General features: G+C 46.0%; 22 protein-coding genes. 13 read left to right on the forward strand and 9 right to left on the reverse strand.

Annotated elements, in window-relative coordinates:
- Window positions 1-3 precede the first annotated feature (3 nt).
- Window positions 4-1,215, forward strand: a complete 1,212-nt coding sequence (locus tag ACQCV8_RS07220) for an MFS transporter (protein WP_426843901.1) — start codon at window positions 4-6, stop codon at window positions 1,213-1,215.
- Between the two features lie 63 nt (window positions 1,216-1,278).
- Window positions 1,279-1,692, forward strand: a complete 414-nt coding sequence (locus tag ACQCV8_RS07225) for a DUF4395 domain-containing protein (protein ID WP_426843902.1) — start codon at window positions 1,279-1,281, stop codon at window positions 1,690-1,692.
- A gap of 631 nt (window positions 1,693-2,323) precedes the next feature.
- Here ACQCV8_RS07225 and ACQCV8_RS07230 read toward each other — a convergent pair.
- From ACQCV8_RS07230 to ACQCV8_RS07245, 4 genes are all read right to left on the reverse strand, one after another.
- The gene (locus ACQCV8_RS07230; RefSeq protein WP_426843903.1) at window positions 2,324-3,166 is read right to left on the reverse strand and encodes an SDR family oxidoreductase; all 843 of its coding nucleotides are present in this window, start codon (window positions 3,164-3,166) and stop codon (window positions 2,324-2,326) included.
- Between the two features lie 89 nt (window positions 3,167-3,255).
- Complete coding sequence (locus tag ACQCV8_RS07235; RefSeq protein ID WP_426843904.1) at window positions 3,256-3,813, reverse strand: peptidoglycan-binding domain-containing protein; 558 nt, start codon at window positions 3,811-3,813, stop codon at window positions 3,256-3,258.
- 720 nt (window positions 3,814-4,533) lie between these two features.
- Window positions 4,534-5,475, reverse strand: a complete 942-nt coding sequence (locus tag ACQCV8_RS07240; protein WP_426843905.1) for an alpha/beta hydrolase — start codon at window positions 5,473-5,475, stop codon at window positions 4,534-4,536.
- A 147-nt stretch (window positions 5,476-5,622) separates the two neighbouring features.
- Complete coding sequence (locus tag ACQCV8_RS07245) at window positions 5,623-6,540, reverse strand: alpha/beta hydrolase (RefSeq protein WP_426844244.1); 918 nt, start codon at window positions 6,538-6,540, stop codon at window positions 5,623-5,625.
- Between the two features lie 212 nt (window positions 6,541-6,752).
- Between ACQCV8_RS07245 and ACQCV8_RS07250 the strand changes: the two genes are divergently transcribed.
- Window positions 6,753-6,938 (forward strand): hypothetical protein, encoded by a 186-nt coding sequence (locus ACQCV8_RS07250; RefSeq protein WP_426843906.1) that lies wholly within the window; start codon window positions 6,753-6,755, stop codon window positions 6,936-6,938.
- A 25-nt stretch (window positions 6,939-6,963) separates the two neighbouring features.
- Here the strand turns inward: ACQCV8_RS07250 and ACQCV8_RS07255 are convergent, their stop codons facing one another.
- Complete coding sequence (locus ACQCV8_RS07255) at window positions 6,964-7,896, reverse strand: alpha/beta hydrolase (RefSeq protein ID WP_426843907.1); 933 nt, start codon at window positions 7,894-7,896, stop codon at window positions 6,964-6,966.
- 132 nt (window positions 7,897-8,028) lie between these two features.
- Window positions 8,029-8,937, reverse strand: coding sequence for a hydroxymethylglutaryl-CoA lyase (locus tag ACQCV8_RS07260; protein WP_426843908.1), 909 nt, complete (start codon window positions 8,935-8,937; stop codon window positions 8,029-8,031).
- A gap of 118 nt (window positions 8,938-9,055) precedes the next feature.
- Here ACQCV8_RS07260 and ACQCV8_RS07265 point away from each other — a divergent pair, with 118 nt between their 5' ends.
- Genes ACQCV8_RS07265 through ACQCV8_RS07280 form a run of 4 tightly spaced genes read left to right on the forward strand, consistent with a single transcriptional unit; the run spans window position 9,056 to window position 12,074 of the window.
- Entirely contained in the window at window positions 9,056-10,246 is a 1,191-nt protein-coding gene (locus ACQCV8_RS07265) for an acetyl-CoA C-acetyltransferase (protein ID WP_426843909.1), read from the forward strand.
- Between the two features lie 13 nt (window positions 10,247-10,259).
- Complete coding sequence (locus ACQCV8_RS07270) at window positions 10,260-10,955, forward strand: CoA transferase subunit A (protein WP_426843910.1); 696 nt, start codon at window positions 10,260-10,262, stop codon at window positions 10,953-10,955.
- A 12-nt stretch (window positions 10,956-10,967) separates the two neighbouring features.
- The gene (locus ACQCV8_RS07275; RefSeq protein ID WP_426843911.1) at window positions 10,968-11,636 is read left to right on the forward strand and encodes a CoA transferase subunit B; all 669 of its coding nucleotides are present in this window, start codon (window positions 10,968-10,970) and stop codon (window positions 11,634-11,636) included.
- A 60-nt stretch (window positions 11,637-11,696) separates the two neighbouring features.
- The gene (locus tag ACQCV8_RS07280) at window positions 11,697-12,074 is read left to right on the forward strand and encodes a hypothetical protein (RefSeq protein WP_426843912.1); all 378 of its coding nucleotides are present in this window, start codon (window positions 11,697-11,699) and stop codon (window positions 12,072-12,074) included.
- Between the two features lie 111 nt (window positions 12,075-12,185).
- On the opposite strand, the gene ACQCV8_RS07285 is transcribed toward ACQCV8_RS07280, so the two are convergent.
- From ACQCV8_RS07285 to mciZ, 3 genes are all read right to left on the reverse strand, one after another.
- Entirely contained in the window at window positions 12,186-12,974 is a 789-nt protein-coding gene (locus ACQCV8_RS07285; protein ID WP_426843913.1) for an SDR family oxidoreductase, read from the reverse strand.
- 712 nt (window positions 12,975-13,686) lie between these two features.
- On the reverse strand, window positions 13,687-14,607 hold the full coding sequence (locus ACQCV8_RS07290; RefSeq protein ID WP_426843914.1) for an aldo/keto reductase: 921 nt from the start codon (window positions 14,605-14,607) through the stop codon (window positions 13,687-13,689).
- 71 nt (window positions 14,608-14,678) lie between these two features.
- Complete coding sequence (gene mciZ, locus ACQCV8_RS07295; protein WP_426843916.1) at window positions 14,679-14,801, reverse strand: Z-ring formation inhibitor MciZ; 123 nt, start codon at window positions 14,799-14,801, stop codon at window positions 14,679-14,681.
- A 177-nt stretch (window positions 14,802-14,978) separates the two neighbouring features.
- Here mciZ and ACQCV8_RS07300 point away from each other — a divergent pair, with 177 nt between their 5' ends.
- The 6 genes from ACQCV8_RS07300 to xerD all read left to right on the forward strand — a co-directional run bounded on the left by ACQCV8_RS07300 (window position 14,979) and on the right by xerD (window position 19,305).
- On the forward strand, window positions 14,979-15,533 hold the full coding sequence (locus ACQCV8_RS07300) for an NUDIX hydrolase (RefSeq protein ID WP_426843917.1): 555 nt from the start codon (window positions 14,979-14,981) through the stop codon (window positions 15,531-15,533).
- Window positions 15,530-16,702 (forward strand): endonuclease Q family protein, encoded by a 1,173-nt coding sequence (locus tag ACQCV8_RS07305; protein WP_426843918.1) that lies wholly within the window; start codon window positions 15,530-15,532, stop codon window positions 16,700-16,702. Before ACQCV8_RS07300 ends, ACQCV8_RS07305 begins: the two co-directional genes overlap by 4 nt.
- 152 nt (window positions 16,703-16,854) lie before the next feature.
- Window positions 16,855-17,481: a stage II sporulation protein M gene (spoIIM, locus tag ACQCV8_RS07310; protein WP_426844245.1), complete on the forward strand. Its 627-nt coding sequence runs from the start codon at window positions 16,855-16,857 to the stop codon at window positions 17,479-17,481.
- Window positions 17,482-17,594: 113 nt separating this feature from the next.
- Window positions 17,595-18,059 (forward strand): Fur family transcriptional regulator, encoded by a 465-nt coding sequence (locus ACQCV8_RS07315; protein ID WP_426843919.1) that lies wholly within the window; start codon window positions 17,595-17,597, stop codon window positions 18,057-18,059.
- A 121-nt stretch (window positions 18,060-18,180) separates the two neighbouring features.
- The gene (locus tag ACQCV8_RS07320; protein ID WP_426843920.1) at window positions 18,181-18,408 is read left to right on the forward strand and encodes a YqzK family protein; all 228 of its coding nucleotides are present in this window, start codon (window positions 18,181-18,183) and stop codon (window positions 18,406-18,408) included.
- Between the two features lie 6 nt (window positions 18,409-18,414).
- Window positions 18,415-19,305 carry a site-specific tyrosine recombinase XerD gene (gene xerD / locus ACQCV8_RS07325; protein ID WP_426843921.1) on the forward strand — a complete coding sequence of 297 codons (891 nt, stop codon included), beginning with the start codon at window positions 18,415-18,417 and terminating at the stop codon, window positions 19,303-19,305.
- Window positions 19,306-19,759: the final 454 nt, after the last annotated feature.

Here is a 19,759-nt window from a genome sequence, read left to right on the forward strand (position 1 = left end):
AGGATGGGGGAACACGCATATCGAATGGGGGGCATAAAACCAGGGCTAAAGAAAAATAAAGAAATCCACAAGCTTTTGAGCAGCAATTTTATTTCATTCTTCGGAGATCAAATCTATTTGATTGCTGTGCCGCTTATGGTGCTCTCTCTTTCGGGATCGGCTATCATGATGGGACTTGCCGCTGCCGCTGAACGGCTGCCCGTTCTCCTGCAGCCGGCTGCAGGGGTTTTAGCTGATCGGATGGATAGAAGAAAGCTGCTGCTGATCTGCGACTTTGGAAGATTTGTGCTGACCGGATTGTTGGGGATTCTTTTTCTTGCGGAAGCTTTGCCGCTTTGGGTGCTGTTCTGCGGTGCTTTTTCAATAGGCGTCTTCAGCCAGGTATATCAGACTGCACAATTTGCATACGTTCCAAATCTTGTAAATAAAGAGGATCTTGCTGCTGTCAACTCTATTAATTCGGCCATCCTGAATACGTCTGTTCTGATGGCGCCAGCGGCAGGGGGACTGGTCATCTCCCTGTACAGTCCGGGCGCCGGGCTGATTATAAACAGTCTCAGCTTTTTAGCCGCTTTTGCCGCCGTTGCCGGCATTTCTGTTCCAGCAGCGGGAGTGGCTAAAAGAAGCCAATCCTTCTGGAAGGATGCCAATGAAGGGTTTCATTTTGTCCTAAAAACAAAACCGCTTTTTTACACCAATCTGGCCTTGCTGCTTTCCGTCTTTGGAACGACCCTGTTTTTAACGATCCTGATCTTTCATCTGAAAGATACGATCAGACTTTCTGTGTTTGAAATTGGAATTTTGCTTTCATTTAGCGGGGCTGGGGCAATCGGGGGGTCTCTAATGGCTGGTTACTTTAATAAAAGGGCATCCTACCGGAAACTGCTGTTCTTCTCCTCTTTTACCGGAGGTATATCAATCGTATTATTCGGCTTTACGGGAACGTTCTGGCTCCTTGTCCTGTTAAATAGTGCGGGTACGGCTGCTGCATCCATCATGAACCCATGCATTGCCACGCTCCGCCAAAACGTGACGCCTGATCATCTAATGGGGAGAGTGCAGGCAACGAGCCGGCTGATGACGTGGTCACTCATGCCTGGAGCTGCTTTTCTGGCTGGCCTGATTGCAGAAGGCTTAGGGACCTCTGCTGTTATTATTATAGGCGGAATGTTTTCAGCCGCTGCTTCGGCTGTTTACGTTAAAGCCGGGGCATAATCGTTCACAAAACTTCTATTATAAGATAAAATCAATCTAATCCAATAAGCAAGGTGGGAAATTATGAAAACCATACCTAAACCTCTCGTACTGACCAACCAATGGTTTATTGTTCTCTCCGTGCTGGCTGCATGGCTGACAGGACTGGGCTGGATTCTTCTGCTTCCTTTAGCCGCCGGACTTTCCGGTCTGCTGTTTAAGGTCAACCCTGTCATGAAAATAGCCAGAACGTTTCTGAAAAAACCGGCTTCCGCCTATATTCCGGAAGACTTCGATCAGCAGCAGTTCAATCAAAAGATCGCCGTCATCTGCTTGGGCGGCGGTTTGATCGGATACACCATGGGCTGGACGATTCTTTTTTATGTCTTTACCGCCATGGTCTTCCTCGCAGCTTTTGTTGCCATACTGGGCTTCTGCATCGGATGCTTTATCCGGTTCCAATGGCAGCAGTACCGGTACCGGAAGCAGGCTGATTAAGAAAGTGTAAAGAGATGGCAGAGCCTTGGCCTTACCGCCATTAATCCTGATTATAGACAGTCAAACAGAGCGGGACAGAGACTTATGGACAACGAATGGATAGATGGAGCTCTCGGTCTTTATCAGAATCAGAGGGCCCCGCTATAACGGAAAGAGGCTGAGACAAAAGGTTCCCGGTTAATTAAAAAACCGAACTATTATTTGAAACTCTGATATAGAGCTTCGTAATCGTTCGGTTTTGTTAGTTTTCATGTTTTTTTCAAAGGCTTTGTTCATGTATGATGTTGATTTATTACCACCTGTTGTTTGGAGTGGAAGGCATGAGACTCCTGCGGGACCAGCAGGAAAGGTGAGACCCCGCAGGCGCAAAGCGGCGAGGAGGCTCACCGCCCGCCCATGGATAAGCGAATGCCTGCTAACTGCAATCAACAGCCGAGTTAAAGAGCTTTTTCAAAAGAAATATTCGGCTTTAATGACATCAATTTTAGATATGTCCCAGCCTCTTTGAAAGGCAGTCCTTTTCTTGGGGGAGTTGGAGGTATTCAGTGGTATGCGGGGAGGCTGGGAAACGGGGAAAAGAGCCTTTACAAAAATAAAGGGGCTGTCTAAAAGTCCTGCTCTGCAGAGATTCTTACCTGAAAAGGATCCGAAAGACCATTTTTTCCCATAGAGTCCATGGCAGAATTCTTTTTAGCAGGATGGTCAGCCTTACCCCTTTGCCTATAGGATACCTGAGCTTTTTAACACGTTCTTTCTCACATAGCTTTACAATTAAATCAGCAACTTCCTGAGGGTGGCCGTGATGTTTGCTTCCGCGCTCGAGCTGTTTCTCAATCTTCCTCATATAAGAAGAGTAAGGGGAGGTTCCTTCCATTAAACCAGCTGATACCTTTTTTCCTGCAGTCCATATGTTTGTAGAGTAGGATCCCGGCTCTACGAGCACGACATCAATCCCAAATGGCTGCAGCTCAAGGCGCAGACTCTCGCTGAATCCTTCCAGCGCATGTTTGGACGAAACATAAGGAGACACTCCCGGGAACCCGGCCAGGCCGCTGATGCTGCTCAAATTAATGATCGTTCCGCTTTTTGCAGACCGCATAAATGGCAGAACAGCCTGGGTCACGGCAATCGCTCCAAAAAAGTTCGTCTCAAACTGTTCGCGGTATTCCTGAATGGTTACTTCCTCGCCGAATCCTCCGTGAGCATAACCGGCGTTATTTATGAGAACGTCAATCTTTTCTATTTCCTTCAGAAAGCCTTGAATCCCGGCAATGGAATCAGATGAGGTGACGTCCAGGTTTAGAACTTTGATTTGCTCAGCAAAACCGCCTTTTGTGGCAAGCCTGATCAGATCATCGGATTTTTCCAGGCTGCGCATGGAAGCCAGCACCCGATGCCCCTTTTTCCCAAGTTCAAGGGCAGCGAGCATGCCGAAGCCGGACGAAGCTCCTGTAATTAGAATATGTTTAGCCATAGTGCCTCCAATTTAATAGGTAGTAAGAATAGAATAACAGGGAACAGAAAAAAGAACAGCGGCAGCCGCTGTTCTTTTGCAAACTTTTATTAACTGTTAAGGACTTTTTCCATAACCTTTCTCGTTTCAGGACCGTAAATGCCGTCATTTGCAAGTTCTGGAAACCGCTGCTGAAACTTAAGGATGGCTGCTTTTGTTTTAGGACCATAGATTCCGTCCTCAGCGAGACCGGAACTCAGATCATTCAATCCTTGCTGAACTTTTAAAACGTCACTTCCCCGGTCGCCTATTTTAAGGATAGTATTAGGGAGGCCAAAAGAATTTATTTCAATAGACAGGGCTTCATGTGTTTTTGGTCCGTAAATGCCGTCGGCTTTTAAGCCTTTCGCTTTTTGATAATGATACACCCAGCTTGTGGTCTTAGGCCCGAAGATTCCGTCAACTGAGAGATTTGCCTCTGCCGCCTTATTCAATGAACGCTGAATAATTTCTACATTTTCCCCGCGGGAGCCCTCTTGTACAATTCCGGAATCAGGAAGTGTGAAAATATAAGGAACATGATTGTGTGCGCTTGCTCCTTGAGGGACTGTGATCACCAATGCAGAAGCAGTCAGAATACTTGCTGAAATTTTTTTCCATGTTTTCATGTTTTTCTCCCCTTTATTCGCTGTATACCCGTGAAACGGAAGAGGTGAGAAAATTGTTTCATTATTTTAACGAATTTTCCTGTGATTTCCGATGAAAGAGCAGAAAACAGCTTTGCTGGATTGTTAAACGGGTAAGGGAAATAATGTGAATCCATTTAAAGAGGCTTAAAGAAAGGGGAGAATAGCCATTAAAGAAAAAGAAGAAAACCTGACACTCTATTGGAATCTTGCGTTGGGGACGGCTGGAATGATTTTGCTCGGATTGGGGCTGCTTCGTTATTACACGGCAGCAGAGGCCCAGGCTGCTCATTATTTGTGGTTATTCGGCTTTATCTTAACTAATGGGTACATATTTTCAAAAGAGAATGGGAGTATCCAGAAAAATTCTTAGGATTCAGACGGCAGTGTTCGTTATCAGCATTGGTGCGGGAGGCTATTTTATAAATTTTGGCTGAAACTGAATAGGGAGAAGCGAGCGTTTGGCAAAACTCTTGATCAGCTATCAGCTGGCAAACAAATGTCTATGCCCGCAGGGATGAGCCGGTTCGCTGCAAAATCACTCATCCCGATTCGCTCGCAGCTATGGCCGGCCGGTACGGTAACACCTCGTATTATCCGCTTGCAAATTCACGAAGGCCCGCTTCCAGCTATCGATTTACATAACGGTATTAGGGAAAAGAGAAGAGCAACTAAAATGAGATGCTCTTTTTTGAATGAATATTATTGGAGAGTGTTATTTGCTGCTCCTGCTCTTTCGGTCGTTTGGATCTCTCCCAAAAACTCATCAACAATCCGTTCATACTCCTCCCGGTTCTCTGTATAGGACATGGCATGGTCTCCCTTTTCGGCAAAATAAAGCTTCTTCAGCCCGTTTTTCTTTTCATAAAGAAGCTTGGAAGAATCCGAGGGAATGTAGGCGTCGTCCCTGCTGTGTATAAATAAAACCGGATGGCCGATTTGATCGATGACATGGATGGGAGATACATCTTTTAAGGAATAGCCGTCCCGCCATTTTAAAAAAGGTCTTGCGATGGGCATGACGAGGAAGCCTGGTATCCTGAATTCTTCTTTAAGCCTGAAAAGCAGCTGTTTTTCGAGGCTGTCAAACGGACAGTCTGCAATATAAAAGTCGGCTCCGTCTTCCAGCATGCCGGCGTAAAGCAGCATTGTGACGGACCCCATGGATTCGCCATGAATGCCAAGCGTAATGTGCTGACCGTAGTTCTCTTTCAGCCAATGGACAACAGACCGCAGATCGTATTTTTCATAGTGTCCATAGCTTGTTGTTTTTCCGCCTGATTCTCCATGCCTGCGGTGGTCGTAGATTAATACGTTATAGCCGCGCTTTAAGAAAAGATTCATATATTTTACTGAGTTGTAGCGGTTTACCGTAACTCCATGGCAAATGATGACGAATTGATCCGATTGATAAGGAGCGACGAGGTATCCTTTTATATCATAGCCGAAATCCGACGGAATGCTGACTTCTGCCTTTTTAAGTTCATCGAAATCCTTTTGAACGTAATGGCCATCCAGCGTTTCGCGCTCAAGAATTTCTTCATCTGACCGCTTTTTTATGTACATCATCATATTGGTGAAAAAGAAGCCGACAATGAATATGTAGGAGAGGGCAATGCCGAGACCAATCCAGACTTTTTTCAACTGCGATTCCTCCCTATGGTTTTGCTTTAATTGTAGCGTTGAGACCGGTGAAAGAAAAGGAAAAACCAGGTAGAATGGGAAATGAAAAGTCAAGCTTACCTGCTGCATATTATTAGATTTGCTATAGCAGGACAGACAAAAGGAGGTTTATAGCCTCCTCCCTGCGTCTGATTTGTGCTGTCCGATTTCTTCGAGAAACTCATCTATTGCTTTTTCATAATCGTGCTGATTTTTTGTATAGGTGTCTTCATGCCCGCCTGCTTCCGGCATAAATAGTTTTTTATACCCTTTTTTCTTTTCATACAGGTTCCTGGAAAAGGAGGACGGGATAGTCTCATCATTCTTACTGTGGATAAAGAGGATGGGCTTGTCAATTTTGTCTATCACATTAATGGGCGAAACTTCTTTCATGGAATAGCCATCACGCATTTTAAGAAAGACCCGCCCTATCGGCATAATCATGAATTCAGGAATTTGAATTTCTTTTTGCATCCGGTACAGAAGAAGTTTTTCTAAATCCTCGAAGGGGCAGTCAGCGATATAAAAGTCGGCTCCGTCTTCAAGCATTCCGGCGTACAGAAGCATGGCAGCCGACCCAAGGGACTCACCGTGAATGCCCAGGGTCATCTCCTCTCCATACCGGTTTTTAAGCCATTGGATGACTGAGCGGAGATCGTATTTTTCATAGTGTCCGAAGCTCGTTGTATTCCCGCCGGATTCACCGTGTCTGCGGGCATCATAAATAAAAACATTGTAGCCCCGCTTTAAAAAGATGTTCATAAACTTGACAGAATTGTAGCGGCTCATGGAAATGCCGTGGCAGATGATCATGACTTTTTTGGTGTCATGAGGAGCGGCTAGGTGGCCTTTGATTTCGTATCCAAATTCTGACATTACGGTTACATCCAGCTTTTCCAGCCGGTCAAATTCATCTTTATCGAAATGGCCGATCTGCGATTCTTGTTCCATAATCTCTTCATCTGAGCGCCTTTTCGGATACATCAGCCCCTGCGTGAGGGAGAAACCGACCAGAGCCGTATAGGCCAGCGCAATTCCGGGAATCATCCACAGCTTTTTCACTCCAGCACCTCCTTTTATTCTTCCTTCTATCTATACCTTAAAAGAGAACGGGCAAAACGTTCTTTCTTTTCCCGCTAACCATCCACCGGCAGATCAACATAGGCTGAGAAATGCAGAAAAAAATGGTTTGATTCTTGAGATTCCCTTTTCAGTAAAAATAAGGTAATGTTATGGGGAGAAAAACAAAGGAGAAGCTTATGGCGAAATTTGAACGGTTTATAGATGCGATGATGATGGCAATTCTTGCTTTCAAAGGAATCTATTTTTGGGGGATTCCAGCATGGGTCTTTGCTGTTTTTTTTTGCTGGCTGTTCTGCTGTGTGTATACTATCATTTCAAGTTTTAGAGGGGAGAAAAGCAGGGAGTTATTAAATACTAGCTGACAAAAGGAAGTGTCCCTCCTTTTTGTCAGCTAGTTTCATTTCGTGTCCCGACAAGGAATTCCGCTACGGTTTTTTCATATTGAGCGGGATTTTCCGTATAGGACATGGCGTGGCCTGTTTGCTCTTGTATAAAAAGCTGCTTTGGCCCTTTTTTCTTTTTAAACAAGTGCTGAGAGGAAGTAAAAGGAATCGTCTGATCATCTCTGCCATGGATGAAAAGGATGGGTTTCCGGATACGGTCAATCACCCGGATTGGAGAGACCTCGTTCATGCTGTAGCCATCGCGAAGCTTCAGGAAGAGCCGGCCAATGGGTATGAAAAGCCAGCCTGGTATTCTGATCTCAGCCTGTATGCGATGCAGCAGCAGCTTTTCCATATCTTCAAACGGACAGTCTGCGATATAGAAGTCGGCCCCATCCTCGAGGATGCCTGCATATAGCAGCATAGCAGCTGCTCCCATTGATTCCCCGTGAATCCCGAGCGTAGCATCATGCCCGTACTTTTCTTTCAGCCAGTGAACGGCTGAGTGCAAATCATATTTTTCATAATAGCCGAAGCTCGTCGTCTTGCCGCCGGAATTCCCGTGTCTTCTATGATCATACAGGAGTACATTATAGCCCAGTTTAAGAAACAGATTCATGTATTTCACGGAATTATAACGGTTCATCGTAACTCCGTGGCATATGATAACAAACTTCTTCTCTTTATGCGGGGCTGCAATAAGCCCTTTAATACTATAGCCGAAAGATGATGGGATAACAATCTCCTCTTTTTCAAGACAGTCAAAGTCCTTTTGGTTAAAATGTCCGTTCCGTGTTTCAAGCTCGATAACCTCTTTTTCTTTCTTTGGCTTCGAATACATGATCAGCTGAGTGAAAAGAAAGCCTGCTGAAAAAAAATAAGAGAGAGCAGCACCGAAACCGATTGAAATTTTCTTTAAAATGTCCGTTCCCCCCATTCAAGACTTTGCTCAATTCTACCGCTTACATATGAGGAACGGAAATAAAAGGCTCTTCGGAATGTGCTGAGCAGCAGCGTCTGAACCGGGAGGCAAGCAAGGGGACGGCCTCCGATGGGACAGTACTCTTTTTTAGGCCTTCGCAGCCTGTTTTGCTTTCCAAAGGATGTATTGTCTGCTTGAAATCGGTTTATCCAAATAAGCTTCGATTCCTTGCACAGCTTCAAGTACCTTTTCGAGGGATAGACCGGTTTCAATGTTCATGCCCTGAAGCATATACAGAACATCCTCGGTAGCTGCATTTCCGCTTGCACCGGGCGCAAACGGACAGCCGCCGAGACCGCCCGCGGAGGTATCAAACCGGTCGACACCTGCCTGCAGAGCAGCCAGGATATTAGCCAGGCCAAGCCCTCTTGTGTCATGAAAATGGGCAGTTATCAGGGTTTCTTTAAACTCCTGCTTTAAACGGCTGAAAAGGGAATACACCTCGTGGGGAAGAGCCATACCGACCGTATCGGCTACACTCAAATCGTCTACTCCAGCCTTCACAAATTGCCTGCAGATATCCATCACTGCTCCCTCGGCTATTTTTCCTTCATAAGGACAATAAAAGGCTGTGGAAATACAGGCCCGGATGAATAAACCGCGTTCCTTCGTGCTCCGGATGAGAGGAAGGAGTGACCTCATGGACTCTTCCAGCGGCCGGTTGATGTTTTTTAGGTTGAATGTATTGCTTGCGCCGACAAAGAAAGCAACCGCCGTGCATCCGCTGTCAAGTGCAAGAGAAAGGCCCTTTTCATTCGGAGTGAGGACGATGCTTCGGCCCGCTGCGGAGCCATGCTTTACGATGTTTTCAGCATCAGCCATCTGGGGAACCCATTTTGGTGAAACAAAAGAAGCAATTTCCATTTCCTTAAACCCGGCCCCGCTTAAATCGTGTATAAATTGCAGCTTTTGATCCGCTGGCAGAATGTTTTTTTCATTTTGAAGTCCGTCACGGGGTCCAACCTCTATCAGCACTGCCTTTTCCGGTAGTTTCAATCCGCACACCGCCTTTTGTTTGTAAGGGTTTACATATTGTTATTTTAATAGGAAAATAAAGGGGAAGGCAAATGCTATTTTCAGAGTATTGCAATCTTTTCAAAGGGGATGAAGAAACGTGGATGCAAAAGAAATCGTCATTGTAAGTGCAGTAAGGACCGCAGTAGGAAGCTTTGGAGGGGCGCTGAAGGGGGTATCTGCCCCGGAGCTTGGAGGCATCGTGATTAAGGAGGCGCTGGAAAAAGCAGGTGTTTCCGCTGAGCACGTCGATGAAGTGATTATGGGCAATGTACTTCAGGCTGGATTAGGCCAGAACCCGGCGAGGCAGGCTGCCATGAAAGCCGGGCTGCCGGATAACATACCTTCGATGACCATTAATAAAGTATGCGGTTCCGGACTGAAAGCCGTTCACCTTGCTTTTCAGGCCATTGCTTCCGGTGAAGCGGATGTCATTGTTGCAGGAGGCATGGAAAATATGAGCCAGGCCCCATTTTTAGTGAAAGGGGCGCGCGATGGATTCCGGATGGGGGATCAAAAGCTAATTGACAGCATGACCTCAGATGGGCTGACCTGTGTGTTTAACGACTACCATATGGGAGTAACAGCCGAAAACCTGGCTGATCAATACGAGATATCAAGAGAAGAGCAGGATCAGTTCGCAGCGGACAGCCAGATGAAGGCGGTTCGGGCGGTTAAGGAAGGAACATTCAAGGGAGAAATCGTACCGGTCACCATCCCGCAGCGCAAAGGCGATCCGGTTGTGTTTGATACAGACGAGTACCCGAGAGAAGGGACGACGGCAGAAGGACTTGGAAAGCTTCGTCCTGCATTCAGAAAAGATGGAAGCGTTACCGCAGGGAATGCTTCCGGCATTAATGATGGAGCTGCGGCTGTCGTCGTGATGAGCAGGGAGAAGGCAGAGGAGCTCGGCCTTAAGCCGCTTATGAGAATCCTTGGAAACGGAAATGCCGGCGTGGATCCCAGCATAATGGGCATCGGACCTGTAAAAGCGATAAAAAAGGCGCTGGACCGTGCCGGTGAAGAGCTTTCCGGCATTGAATTGATTGAAGCGAATGAAGCCTTTGCGGCCCAGACACTGGCTGTGGATAAGGAGCTCCATTTTAATAAAGAAATTCTAAATGTGAACGGAGGAGCGATTGCACTGGGGCATCCGATTGGCGCAAGCGGCACAAGAATTCTCGTAACGCTTATCCACGAAATGAAACGCAGGGGTGCGAAGAAAGGACTGGCAGCTCTTTGCATTGGCGGAGGCCAGGGAATAGCAACCGTTGTAGAAAATCTGGATTAATGGAGGGGAAAGAATGAAGTCTGTCTATCACTCTTATAATGAGGCAGTAAAGGACATTCAGGATGGAGCTGTGCTGATGGTTGGAGGCTTTGGCCTGTGCGGAATTCCAGAGAATCTGATTCTCGCACTGGCTGAATCGGGAACCAAGGATCTGACAGTGATTTCAAATAATTGCGGAGTAGATGACTGGGGGCTTGGCCTGCTTCTGAAAAATAAGCAGATCAAAAAAATGATCAGCTCTTATGTAGGAGAAAATAAGGAGTTCGAGCGCCAAGTGCTTGCCGGAGAACTGGAAGTGGAATTGCTTCCCCAAGGCACTCTTGCAGAAAAAATCCGTGCGGGAGGAACGGGAATTCCCGCTTTTTACACGCCGGCCGGCTTCGGAACAGAAGTTGCAGAAGGAAAAGAAACAAGAAACTTCAACGGGAAGGATTACGTGCTGGAGGAAGTGCTCACCGCCGATTTCAGCCTGGTAAGAGCAATCCAGGCAGATAAGATGGGAAATCTGGTATACAGCAAAACCGCCCGGAATTTTAATCCGATGATGGCGGCGGCAGGCAAAGTAACCATTGCGGAGACAGAGGAGCTAGTCGAAACGGGACAAATCAATCCAGACCATATCCATACGCCCGGTATATACGTACAGCGTCTCATTGTAGGAGAGCAGCAGAAAAAAATCGAACGGAGAACCGTGAAGAAAACAGGCTAAGGAGGAGCGGATATGATAGAAGACAAAGTGCTGGTTAGAGAAAAGATAGCGAGAAGGGCAGAAAAGGAGATTCAGGACGGGTACTATGTGAATCTTGGAATTGGCATGCCAACGCTCGTTGCCAATTTTATTCAGGAGAATAAGCAGGTTGTTCTGCAGTCAGAGAATGGCCTCCTTGGAATCGGACCGTATCCTGAAGAAAACGAAGTGGATCCGGACCTGATCAATGCAGGCAAGGAAACGGTAACCGCCATTGCAGGAGCATCCTATTTTGACAGCGCGGAATCTTTCGGAATGATACGCGGAGGGCATGTAAACCTGGCCATTCTTGGCGGAATGGAAGTTTCGGAAAGCGGGGACCTCGCAAATTGGATGATTCCTGGTAAAATGATTAAGGGAATGGGCGGAGCCATGGATCTCGTCCATGGGGCTCAGCGGATCATTGTCATCATGGAGCATGTAAGCAAAAATGGATCACCGAAAATTTTAAAGGAATGCTCGCTCCCGCTTACAGGGAAGACCGTTGTAAACCGCATTATTACGGACCGGGCTGTACTTGACGTGACTGAACTTGGTCTGAAGCTCATAGAGGTGGCTAAAGGATTTACAGCAGAAGATATCCAGCAATGTACAGAGCCGGAATTGATCGTGTCCGGAGATGTTAAACTGGAAGCCTTTTAGTCTGCAGGGGCAGGATGGCGTGAGCCGATTCTGCCCTTCATTTTCTAAGGGGGTGCAAAGATGGGGAGAATGGTGGAATTAGGGGAGGACAAAGCGATTGTCAGACTAACCGGGCTGACTTGGTTTTTTGCCATTAAAATGAAGCTTGAAGTTCCGTATGAGACCATCAGCCAAGTATATGTCGATACATTTGAAGCGCCAAGAATCATGCTGAGGATGCCTGGAACATCAGTCAGTTTTTTAAATATTTACGAAGGAAGCTTCAAATACCGGGATGAGTGGTTTTTTCTTTCATTCAGCGGGAATGGCCCGTTTTTAATCCTGGAGCTGAATGGCCATCTAAAGTACCGGTTCATCGTCCTTCAGGTCGTGAATCCAACAGGAACGGCTGCGGAAATCCGCAAGCAGATCCGGCTGAATGAAGAGGATGACCTATAGTCCGGCGGGAACGGTACAGGCACTTTGGCTGACTATTTCACCATGTAAAAGCGTGGAGGTGCTGGATTCGGGCATAAAAAAAGAGCGGAAACTAAGTTCCGCCGATTGGTTTTATAAAAGGGATTCCGCACCATCAATGTAAATTTCAGTTCCCGTAATATGTGAGGACTGTTCAGAAGCAAGGAAATAGACGAGGTCTGCAACCTGCTCAGGCTGTCCCGATCCTTCCGCCAGCGGCTGATTGCCTTCTGGATATTCAACCGGTATTTCAACCTCATCCAGGTTCTCCTGCTTTTCAGTCGTGTCATCAATATTTGTATCGATAGCACCTGGACAAATCGCATTCACACGGATTTTAAATTGGGAGAGTTCAAGGGCGGCCATCTTCATAAAGGCTACCTGAGCTGCTTTTGTCGTGCTGTAGGCAGACATGCCAAAGTTTTTAAAGGTTCTGTTTCCATTGATGGAGCTTGTAATAATAATGCTGCCTCCGTTTTCCTTAAGCAGCGGAATGCTGTATTTGACAAAGAGAAAGGTGCTCCGAATATTGGTATGAATGGTTTTATCCCAATCGGCAGCTTCCATTTCCTCGATGGAGGAGAATACTCCATTGATTCCCGCATTGTTAAAGATGATATCCAAGTTACCCCAGTGGTTCTTTACTTCATTAAGTGCATCCTTCACCATTTTTTCATCTGCCATATCCGTCTCAATGGCAATCGCTTCTCCGCCGAGATGATTAATCTCATCCTTCACTTCAAGCGCTCTTTCTTTATCCAAATCAAGGATGCACACCCGGATTCCTTCACGCGCAAACCGCAGTGCCGTTGCTCTCCCAATCCCTGACCCGCCGCCTGATACAATCGCAACCTTCGTATTTTTCACAGAACTGTTAGCCATGGTTATGTTCCTCCAAAAGGTTATTTACAAATAAATACCCTATTTTTATGAAGAAGTAAACTTCGAAAAGCGGGGAGCTGGAACTTGTTTCATAGACAAGCATTAGGACGAATCGATTTCAACCACATGAATAATACAGGAGCGTATGTATATCTGCTCCGGCAACCTGTAACTCATCCAGTGGCATCGGGCATTGCTGGAGCAAAGGCTGCTAATCCTGAAATAAATGAGCAATTTCCTTAAAGTCTTTCTCTTTTATTGTAAAGGTCATTCAGCTTAGTTGTTGATTTCCGCTTCAGGCGTTCGCTTATCCTCCTCTTGCTGCGAGAATACGGGATCTCTCCTGTTCAGCTGCTCTCAGCACGAAGTCTCACGCCTTCCGCTCCAATCAACAGGTATTAAAAAATCAACACCATGCTTTAACAAAGCCTATTGTAAAAAAACCGATTTATTACTTTGGGATTTAATGATGGGGTTTAGACATATGCCTCACCTCTGCGGACTATACCAGGTTGAACCATATGAAATGCTGGCCTGGAGCCACTTGAAGTACCTTCTGTATGAACAGATAAAAAACCAGCCTGCGATCCTTTCGCAAGCTGGTTTCATTAGCTGGTACTGGCATGAAGTGCACAAGAGTTCTTCATGACCAAAAGGTTTTGGAGATTACATCGTTTCCAAGAAGGCTGTTCATGGGGCATTCAGTCTCCTCTTATACCCGGTGCTGCTCGTACTGGCCGGCTTTGCTGATTTGCTGCAGCAAAGCTATTTCTCCTTCATTTAAAGGTTCAGCGTTTACAGCTTCCGCATTTTGCTGCAGCTGTGCAATCTTGCTTGCTCCCGGTATAACGGCTGCTACTGCAGGGGAGGCGAGACAGTATTGAAGGGCAGCCTCCGTATAGGAGTGCCCCGGTGCCGCATTTTTAATAGAGTCCCTAAGCTCAGCAAGCTCCTCAAAGGAATAATTCATGTACCCTTTTTCCTTGATTCTGTCTCCTGCCTGGTCCAGGCCGCGTTCAGAGAGGATCCCTTTTGCAAGCGGCCCCCGGGCAATGACGCTTACGCCGTGCTCTTCAACAAGTGGAAACCATTCTTCCGGCCTGCGGTCTGCCAGACTGTACTGCATCATAATGGAGACGATAGAGGATTTCTCCAGATACTCTTTAATGACGTTGGGGCGGATGGACGAAATGCCATACTCCCGGATCAGACCATCCTTTTTCAGCTCTTCGAACGCTTCAATTGTCTCATCAATTGGGTCTTCAATCGTCCCCCCGTGCAGCTGATAGAGGTCAATGTAATCTGTTCCGAGTCTGCGGAGGCTGTCTTTTACCGCTTTATGGATGTGGGACTTGGATGGGTCCCACGTCCAGCCGTCTTTCCCTTCTTCCCAGCGGTTACCGGCTTTTGTGGCAAGGATCAGCTCCTGCCGGCGGTTTTGAATCGCTCTTCCGATAAACTCCTCATTCAAGCCGAAATCATAAAGATCGGCTGTATCAAAATAATTGATCCCGAGCTCTATGGCCTCGTCAATAAGTGATTTGGCGCGGGATTCTTCTTTTCCAAGCGACATACAGCCAAGTCCCATTTTGCTTACAAATAACTCAGATCGTCCAAGCTGTCTTTTATCCAACTGCCATCCCTCCCGTCTAGTCTAACCTGACAGTAGTATACGGCGGCTGAATTTGCAAACAAGAAGGCTCCCTAAGCCCTGTCAATCCATTCTTTTACGGTCGTGAACTGTTTGCTGTATTCCTTTAGCTTCATTCTGATTTCCCAGGCTTTTCCGACGAGAATGACGCCTTTCTCCAATTTGTATACTTTCATGCAGAAGGTCTCCTCTCATAAAATAAAATGGGCAGGGATCAATGAGAATGGGGATAAATTCAGCAGCCAGCCGCGGGTAAGAGCTGCGGCACACAAGGTGCTCTGCAATGCCGATTGTTAAACAGGGTATGATAAAATGTATGAAGAAACAGTGAATCATACAACAGGAGGCATAACATGGACCATTTAAAAGAAAAGGAACTATCTTCTGAGCAAATATACTCCGGAAAAATCATTGATTTGTATGTACAGGAAGTAGAGCTTCCCAATGGAAAGACATCAAAGCGTGAAGTGATTAAACATCCTGGAGCCGTAGCGGTTATTGCCATAACGCCGGAAGGGAAGCTGCTGATGGTGGAGCAGTTCAGGAAGGCGCTGGAGCGGACATTGATTGAGATTCCGGCAGGAAAGCTTGAACCCGGTGAGGAACCTGAAAAGACGGCGGTCAGGGAGCTGGAAGAAGAAACAGGTTTTACAGCCCGCAGTATCGACCATCTCGTATCGTTCTATACCTCTCCAGGGTTTGCAGATGAACTTGTCCACTTGTACATAACGGAAGATCTGGCGCCAATTGAAAACGAAGCACACCTTGATGAAGACGAGTTCGTTGACTTGATGGAAGTTACACTGGAAGAAGCGGAGGCGTTGCTTAAGGACGGACGGATCTACGATGCGAAGACAGCCTATGCGGTACAGTATGTTAGGCTTCAAAAAGCGCTGAAGAAGAAATGAACGAGTGCTTCGCCGATTTGCATATTCATATCGGTTCAGCCAAATCAGGAAAGCCCGTCAAAATAACAGCTTCAAAATCCTTGACGCTGTCTTCCATTCTAAAAGCAGCGAGTGAAGAAAAAGGGATGGATATGATTGGAATCATTGATGCCCACGTTCCCGAGGTGCTCGAAGAATTGGAACAATGGCTGCAATCAGGCAGAGGCAGGGAGCTGGATGGAGGCGGGATCAAGGTTCATCAAACAACACTGATTCTTGGCTCAGAGCTTGAGGTCTTCGACCGGAACTGCTCAGGCCCCATCCATGTTCTCATCTACATGCCACACTATGAAGCGATGGTCCGTTTTTCAAAATGGATTGCTCAATTTATGAAAAATAACACGCTTAGTTCGCAGCGGGTATATGTACCGGGGAAAGTTCTTCAAAAGAAAACAAAGGAACTCGGAGGACTATTTATTCCCGCTCACATTTTTACACCATTTAAAAGCCTGTATGGCAGAGGCGTGCTTCGTTCTTTAACGGAAGTTTTCGACCCGGAGCTCATAGATGCAGTAGAGCTTGGTTTGAGTGCAGATACAGAAATGGCTTCCTCCATAAAGGAACTGGATCCTTATCCCTTTCTGGCGAATTCGGATGCTCATTCGGCTGGGAAAATTTCCAGGGAATACCAAAAGTTTTGGCTGGAAGAGCCTGCATTTGATGAGCTTGTACTAGCCCTGAATAACCTGAAAGGGAGAAAAATCCTGACTACATACGGGTTAAATCCTCTGCTCGGGAAATATCACCAAACGGTATGCGAAAAGTGTGGTGCTGTAATTGCCGGAAAATCATTGCAGTGCTCAGAGTGCGGCTCTCACCGGGTAATTAAAGGAGTCAGCGAAAGACTTAGAGAGCTGGCTGACACTGAAAACGGGGTGAGGGGAAGGCCGCCATACATCCATCAGGTACCGCTTCAGTTTATTCCGGGAATTGGCCCAATAACCTTGCAAAAGCTAAAAGAACGATTCGGAACGGAGATGGATATTCTGCACCGGGTCTCAAGAAGTGATTTGGAAACAGCCGTCTCCGGTAAAGTGGCCGGTATGATCGCAGATGCAAGGAGCGGGAAGCTTCCTGTCTCAAGCGGAGGCGGCGGAATATACGGAAAAGTCCAAAAGGATAGGACCTGAATAAATGCATACGCTGACTTACTCCTGAGTGGATCGGGAGAAGGGAAGCTGAAGAATCAACCTTTAATGAATATCTTGTCCTCTCCCGCATACAATCTAGTAATTGGAATTTCGGGAGGGACATGCCAGTGAAAAGGCCGCCGGTTAAAGCAATGATGGCAAACCATATAAAAAACCATTCTTCCATTTATCTGTTTGTATGTGTGCTTTTTATGATGGGAGTTATTTTCGGAGCAATTATTGTGAACAGTATGACCTTTTCACAAAAGGAAGACCTTTTCTTCTATTTGAGCCGATTTTTTGGCCAGGTTACGGACGGAAAAGTAGCAGACGCAGGCGAAATGTTTCAGCAGAGCTTTATGCACAATATAAAATATCTCGGGTTGATTTGGATCCTCGGCATATCGATTATCGGGCTCCCAATCATTTTAATTATGCTGTTTCTTAAAGGCATGGTCGTAGGCTTTACTGTCGGGTTTCTCGTGAACCAAATGGGCTGGAATGGATTTGTTCTTTCATTCGTCTCCATCCTGCCGCAGAATGTGCTGATCATTCCTTGCTTTATTGTTCTCAGCGCAGCCTCCATCTCTTTTTCATTAAAGCTTGCCATGTATCTGCTGAACAAAAAAAGGAGCATGCAGGATTCACCGCTGCAATCCTTCTCAAAATACGCCTTTATTTTTGCCGGCATTTTTGTTTTGATTGCCGGGGCTTCCATCCTTGAGGCCTTTGCTTCTCCTGAGCTGATGAAAGCCGTCGTCCAATTGGTTAATAAATGATATTAATTATTAAATTAAAATGATTATAAACGTTTAATTGTAATTATTTTAGTTGGAACCCTTTCTTTCTTCTGCTATAATGGTTGAGGAAGCGGCGAGGGAGGAAATTGTTCATGGAAAACCGCATTGACCGGATAAAAAAACAGCTCCATTCATCAAGCTATAAGTTAACGCCTCAGCGCGAAGCGACCGTTCGGGTACTTCTGGAAAATGAAGCAGACCATCTGAGTGCCGAAGATGTTTACCTCCTCGTTAAGGAAAAATCTCCGGAAATTGGCTTGGCAACGGTCTATCGAACGCTTGAATTACTTACTGAACTTAAAATTATTGATAAAATAAACTTTGGGGACGGCGTGTCCCGCTATGACCTGCGCAAAGAGGGAGCGGCTCATTTTCATCATCACCTTGTATGCATAGAATGCGGGGCCGTGGCTGAAATTGAAGAAGATTTGCTTGAAGACGTTGAAGAGATCGTAGAGAGAGACTGGAAGTTTAAGATAAAAGACCACAGGCTGACGTTTCACGGCATCTGTACAAAATGCCAGAAGAAAAATGCTGAAGCGGAAAACGGCGAATAGAATGAATGCATAAGGCTTTTCTGCTCCGCAGAGGGTCTTTTTTTCTTGTCCTTTTTTTCGTATAAAGGTTCATCCTTTGGGCATATAATGAAGTATTCAAAACAGGACACCGGAGGATGCCATGAAACGATATTTTCGAGCGGGATTCGATATGATGAAAGTATTCATTGTGTTTACTGGATTTACGATTCTCTTCTACTATGCTATTATTTGGATTAACTTAGAGTACCAGGACTATCATCGGTATGACCAGCCGGAGGGATCGGCACTGAGGGTTACAAAGATGGCAGAAAATGAGCCGGATGAATGGCTGAACCGTCTTATCTTCTTTTATACGGATGGGGAGTAGAAGAATGTGAATGATCAATTAAAGGACTTCATTCATTACATGGTAGTAGAACGGGCACTTTCTCAAAACACAGTGGTTTCCTATGAAAGAGATTTGAAAAATTACCTTCTTTTCCTTAAGGGGCAGGATCTGGATAACGTGAATAAAATTGCACGGATCCACATCATTCAATTCCTGAAGTCGTTGAAGGAAAGCGGAAAATCAAGCAAAACAATTGCCCGGCATGTCGCTTCGCTCAGGGCTTTTCACCAATTTCTCCTTCGGGAACGGGCAGCTGATCAAGATCCGTCCGTTCACATTGAATCACCTCAGATTGAACGGACTTTGCCCAAAGTGCTTTCCTTGCCTGAAGTGGAAAAATTAATGGACACTCCTTTAATGAATTCACCTTACGGATACCGGGACCGGGCGATGCTTGAACTGCTCTACGCGACGGGAATCCGGGTCAGTGAAATGACTGAATTGAACTTAGCGGATGTCCATTTAGAAATGGGTTTTATCCGATGCTTTGGAAAAGGAAGCAAAGAACGGATTGTGCCGATCGGACGGACTGCTTCAAGTGCTATACGGGAATACCTGGAGAAGGGCCGCGTCAAACTCGCCGGCAGGAAAGAGACAAGCGATGCCCTGTTTTTAAATCATCACGGCAAACGCATCACAAGGCAGGGTTTTTGGAAAAACCTGAAAAAGATTGCGCTTGAAGCAGGAATCCAGAAAGAACTAACGCCCCACACATTAAGGCATTCCTTTGCTACACATCTTCTTGAAAATGGAGCGGATTTACGTGCGGTTCAGGAAATGCTTGGCCACGCAGATATTTCAACTACTCAAATCTACACACATGTAACGAAAACACGGCTAAAAGATGTCTACCAGCAATTTCATCCGCGGGCGTAGGAGTGCTTTTCCTGCAGCTCTGCTATAAGAACGCTAAGACTTGCAGAGCAAAAATTAATAGCGGAATGCTCATTAAGGATTTAAGTTTCTGAATATACCTATATTAAAGGATAGCCCTCCGGACATGTTGAAGATTCGCATTTTCCTGGAGCTGCTGTCTTTTTTTGATTTCACATGGAGGCGGCAGAGTTCGGTTTTAAAAAGCGGTGCCATAGCTATAGCTCTTTATCAGGCTTGGAGCCGGATCATACCGCCAGTATGGGAATTCTTTGCACGAGATTAGCGGAGCTTCTATAACAAAAGCACTCATTGAAATCCGATTCGGAGGAATACTTGAATCATCTGCGTCAATTAGATTGTCAGTTTGTTTGTAACCGGTTTATAATGAGGTTGTCAGACTTCTGACAGGCTGGCTCCTTACAGCAAATCCCATCTTAGGAGGGTTTACATTGGA

It is taken from the genome of Metabacillus sp. 84 (assembly GCF_050107715.1).
Taxonomy (GTDB): Bacteria; Bacillota; Bacilli; order Bacillales; family Bacillaceae; genus Metabacillus_B.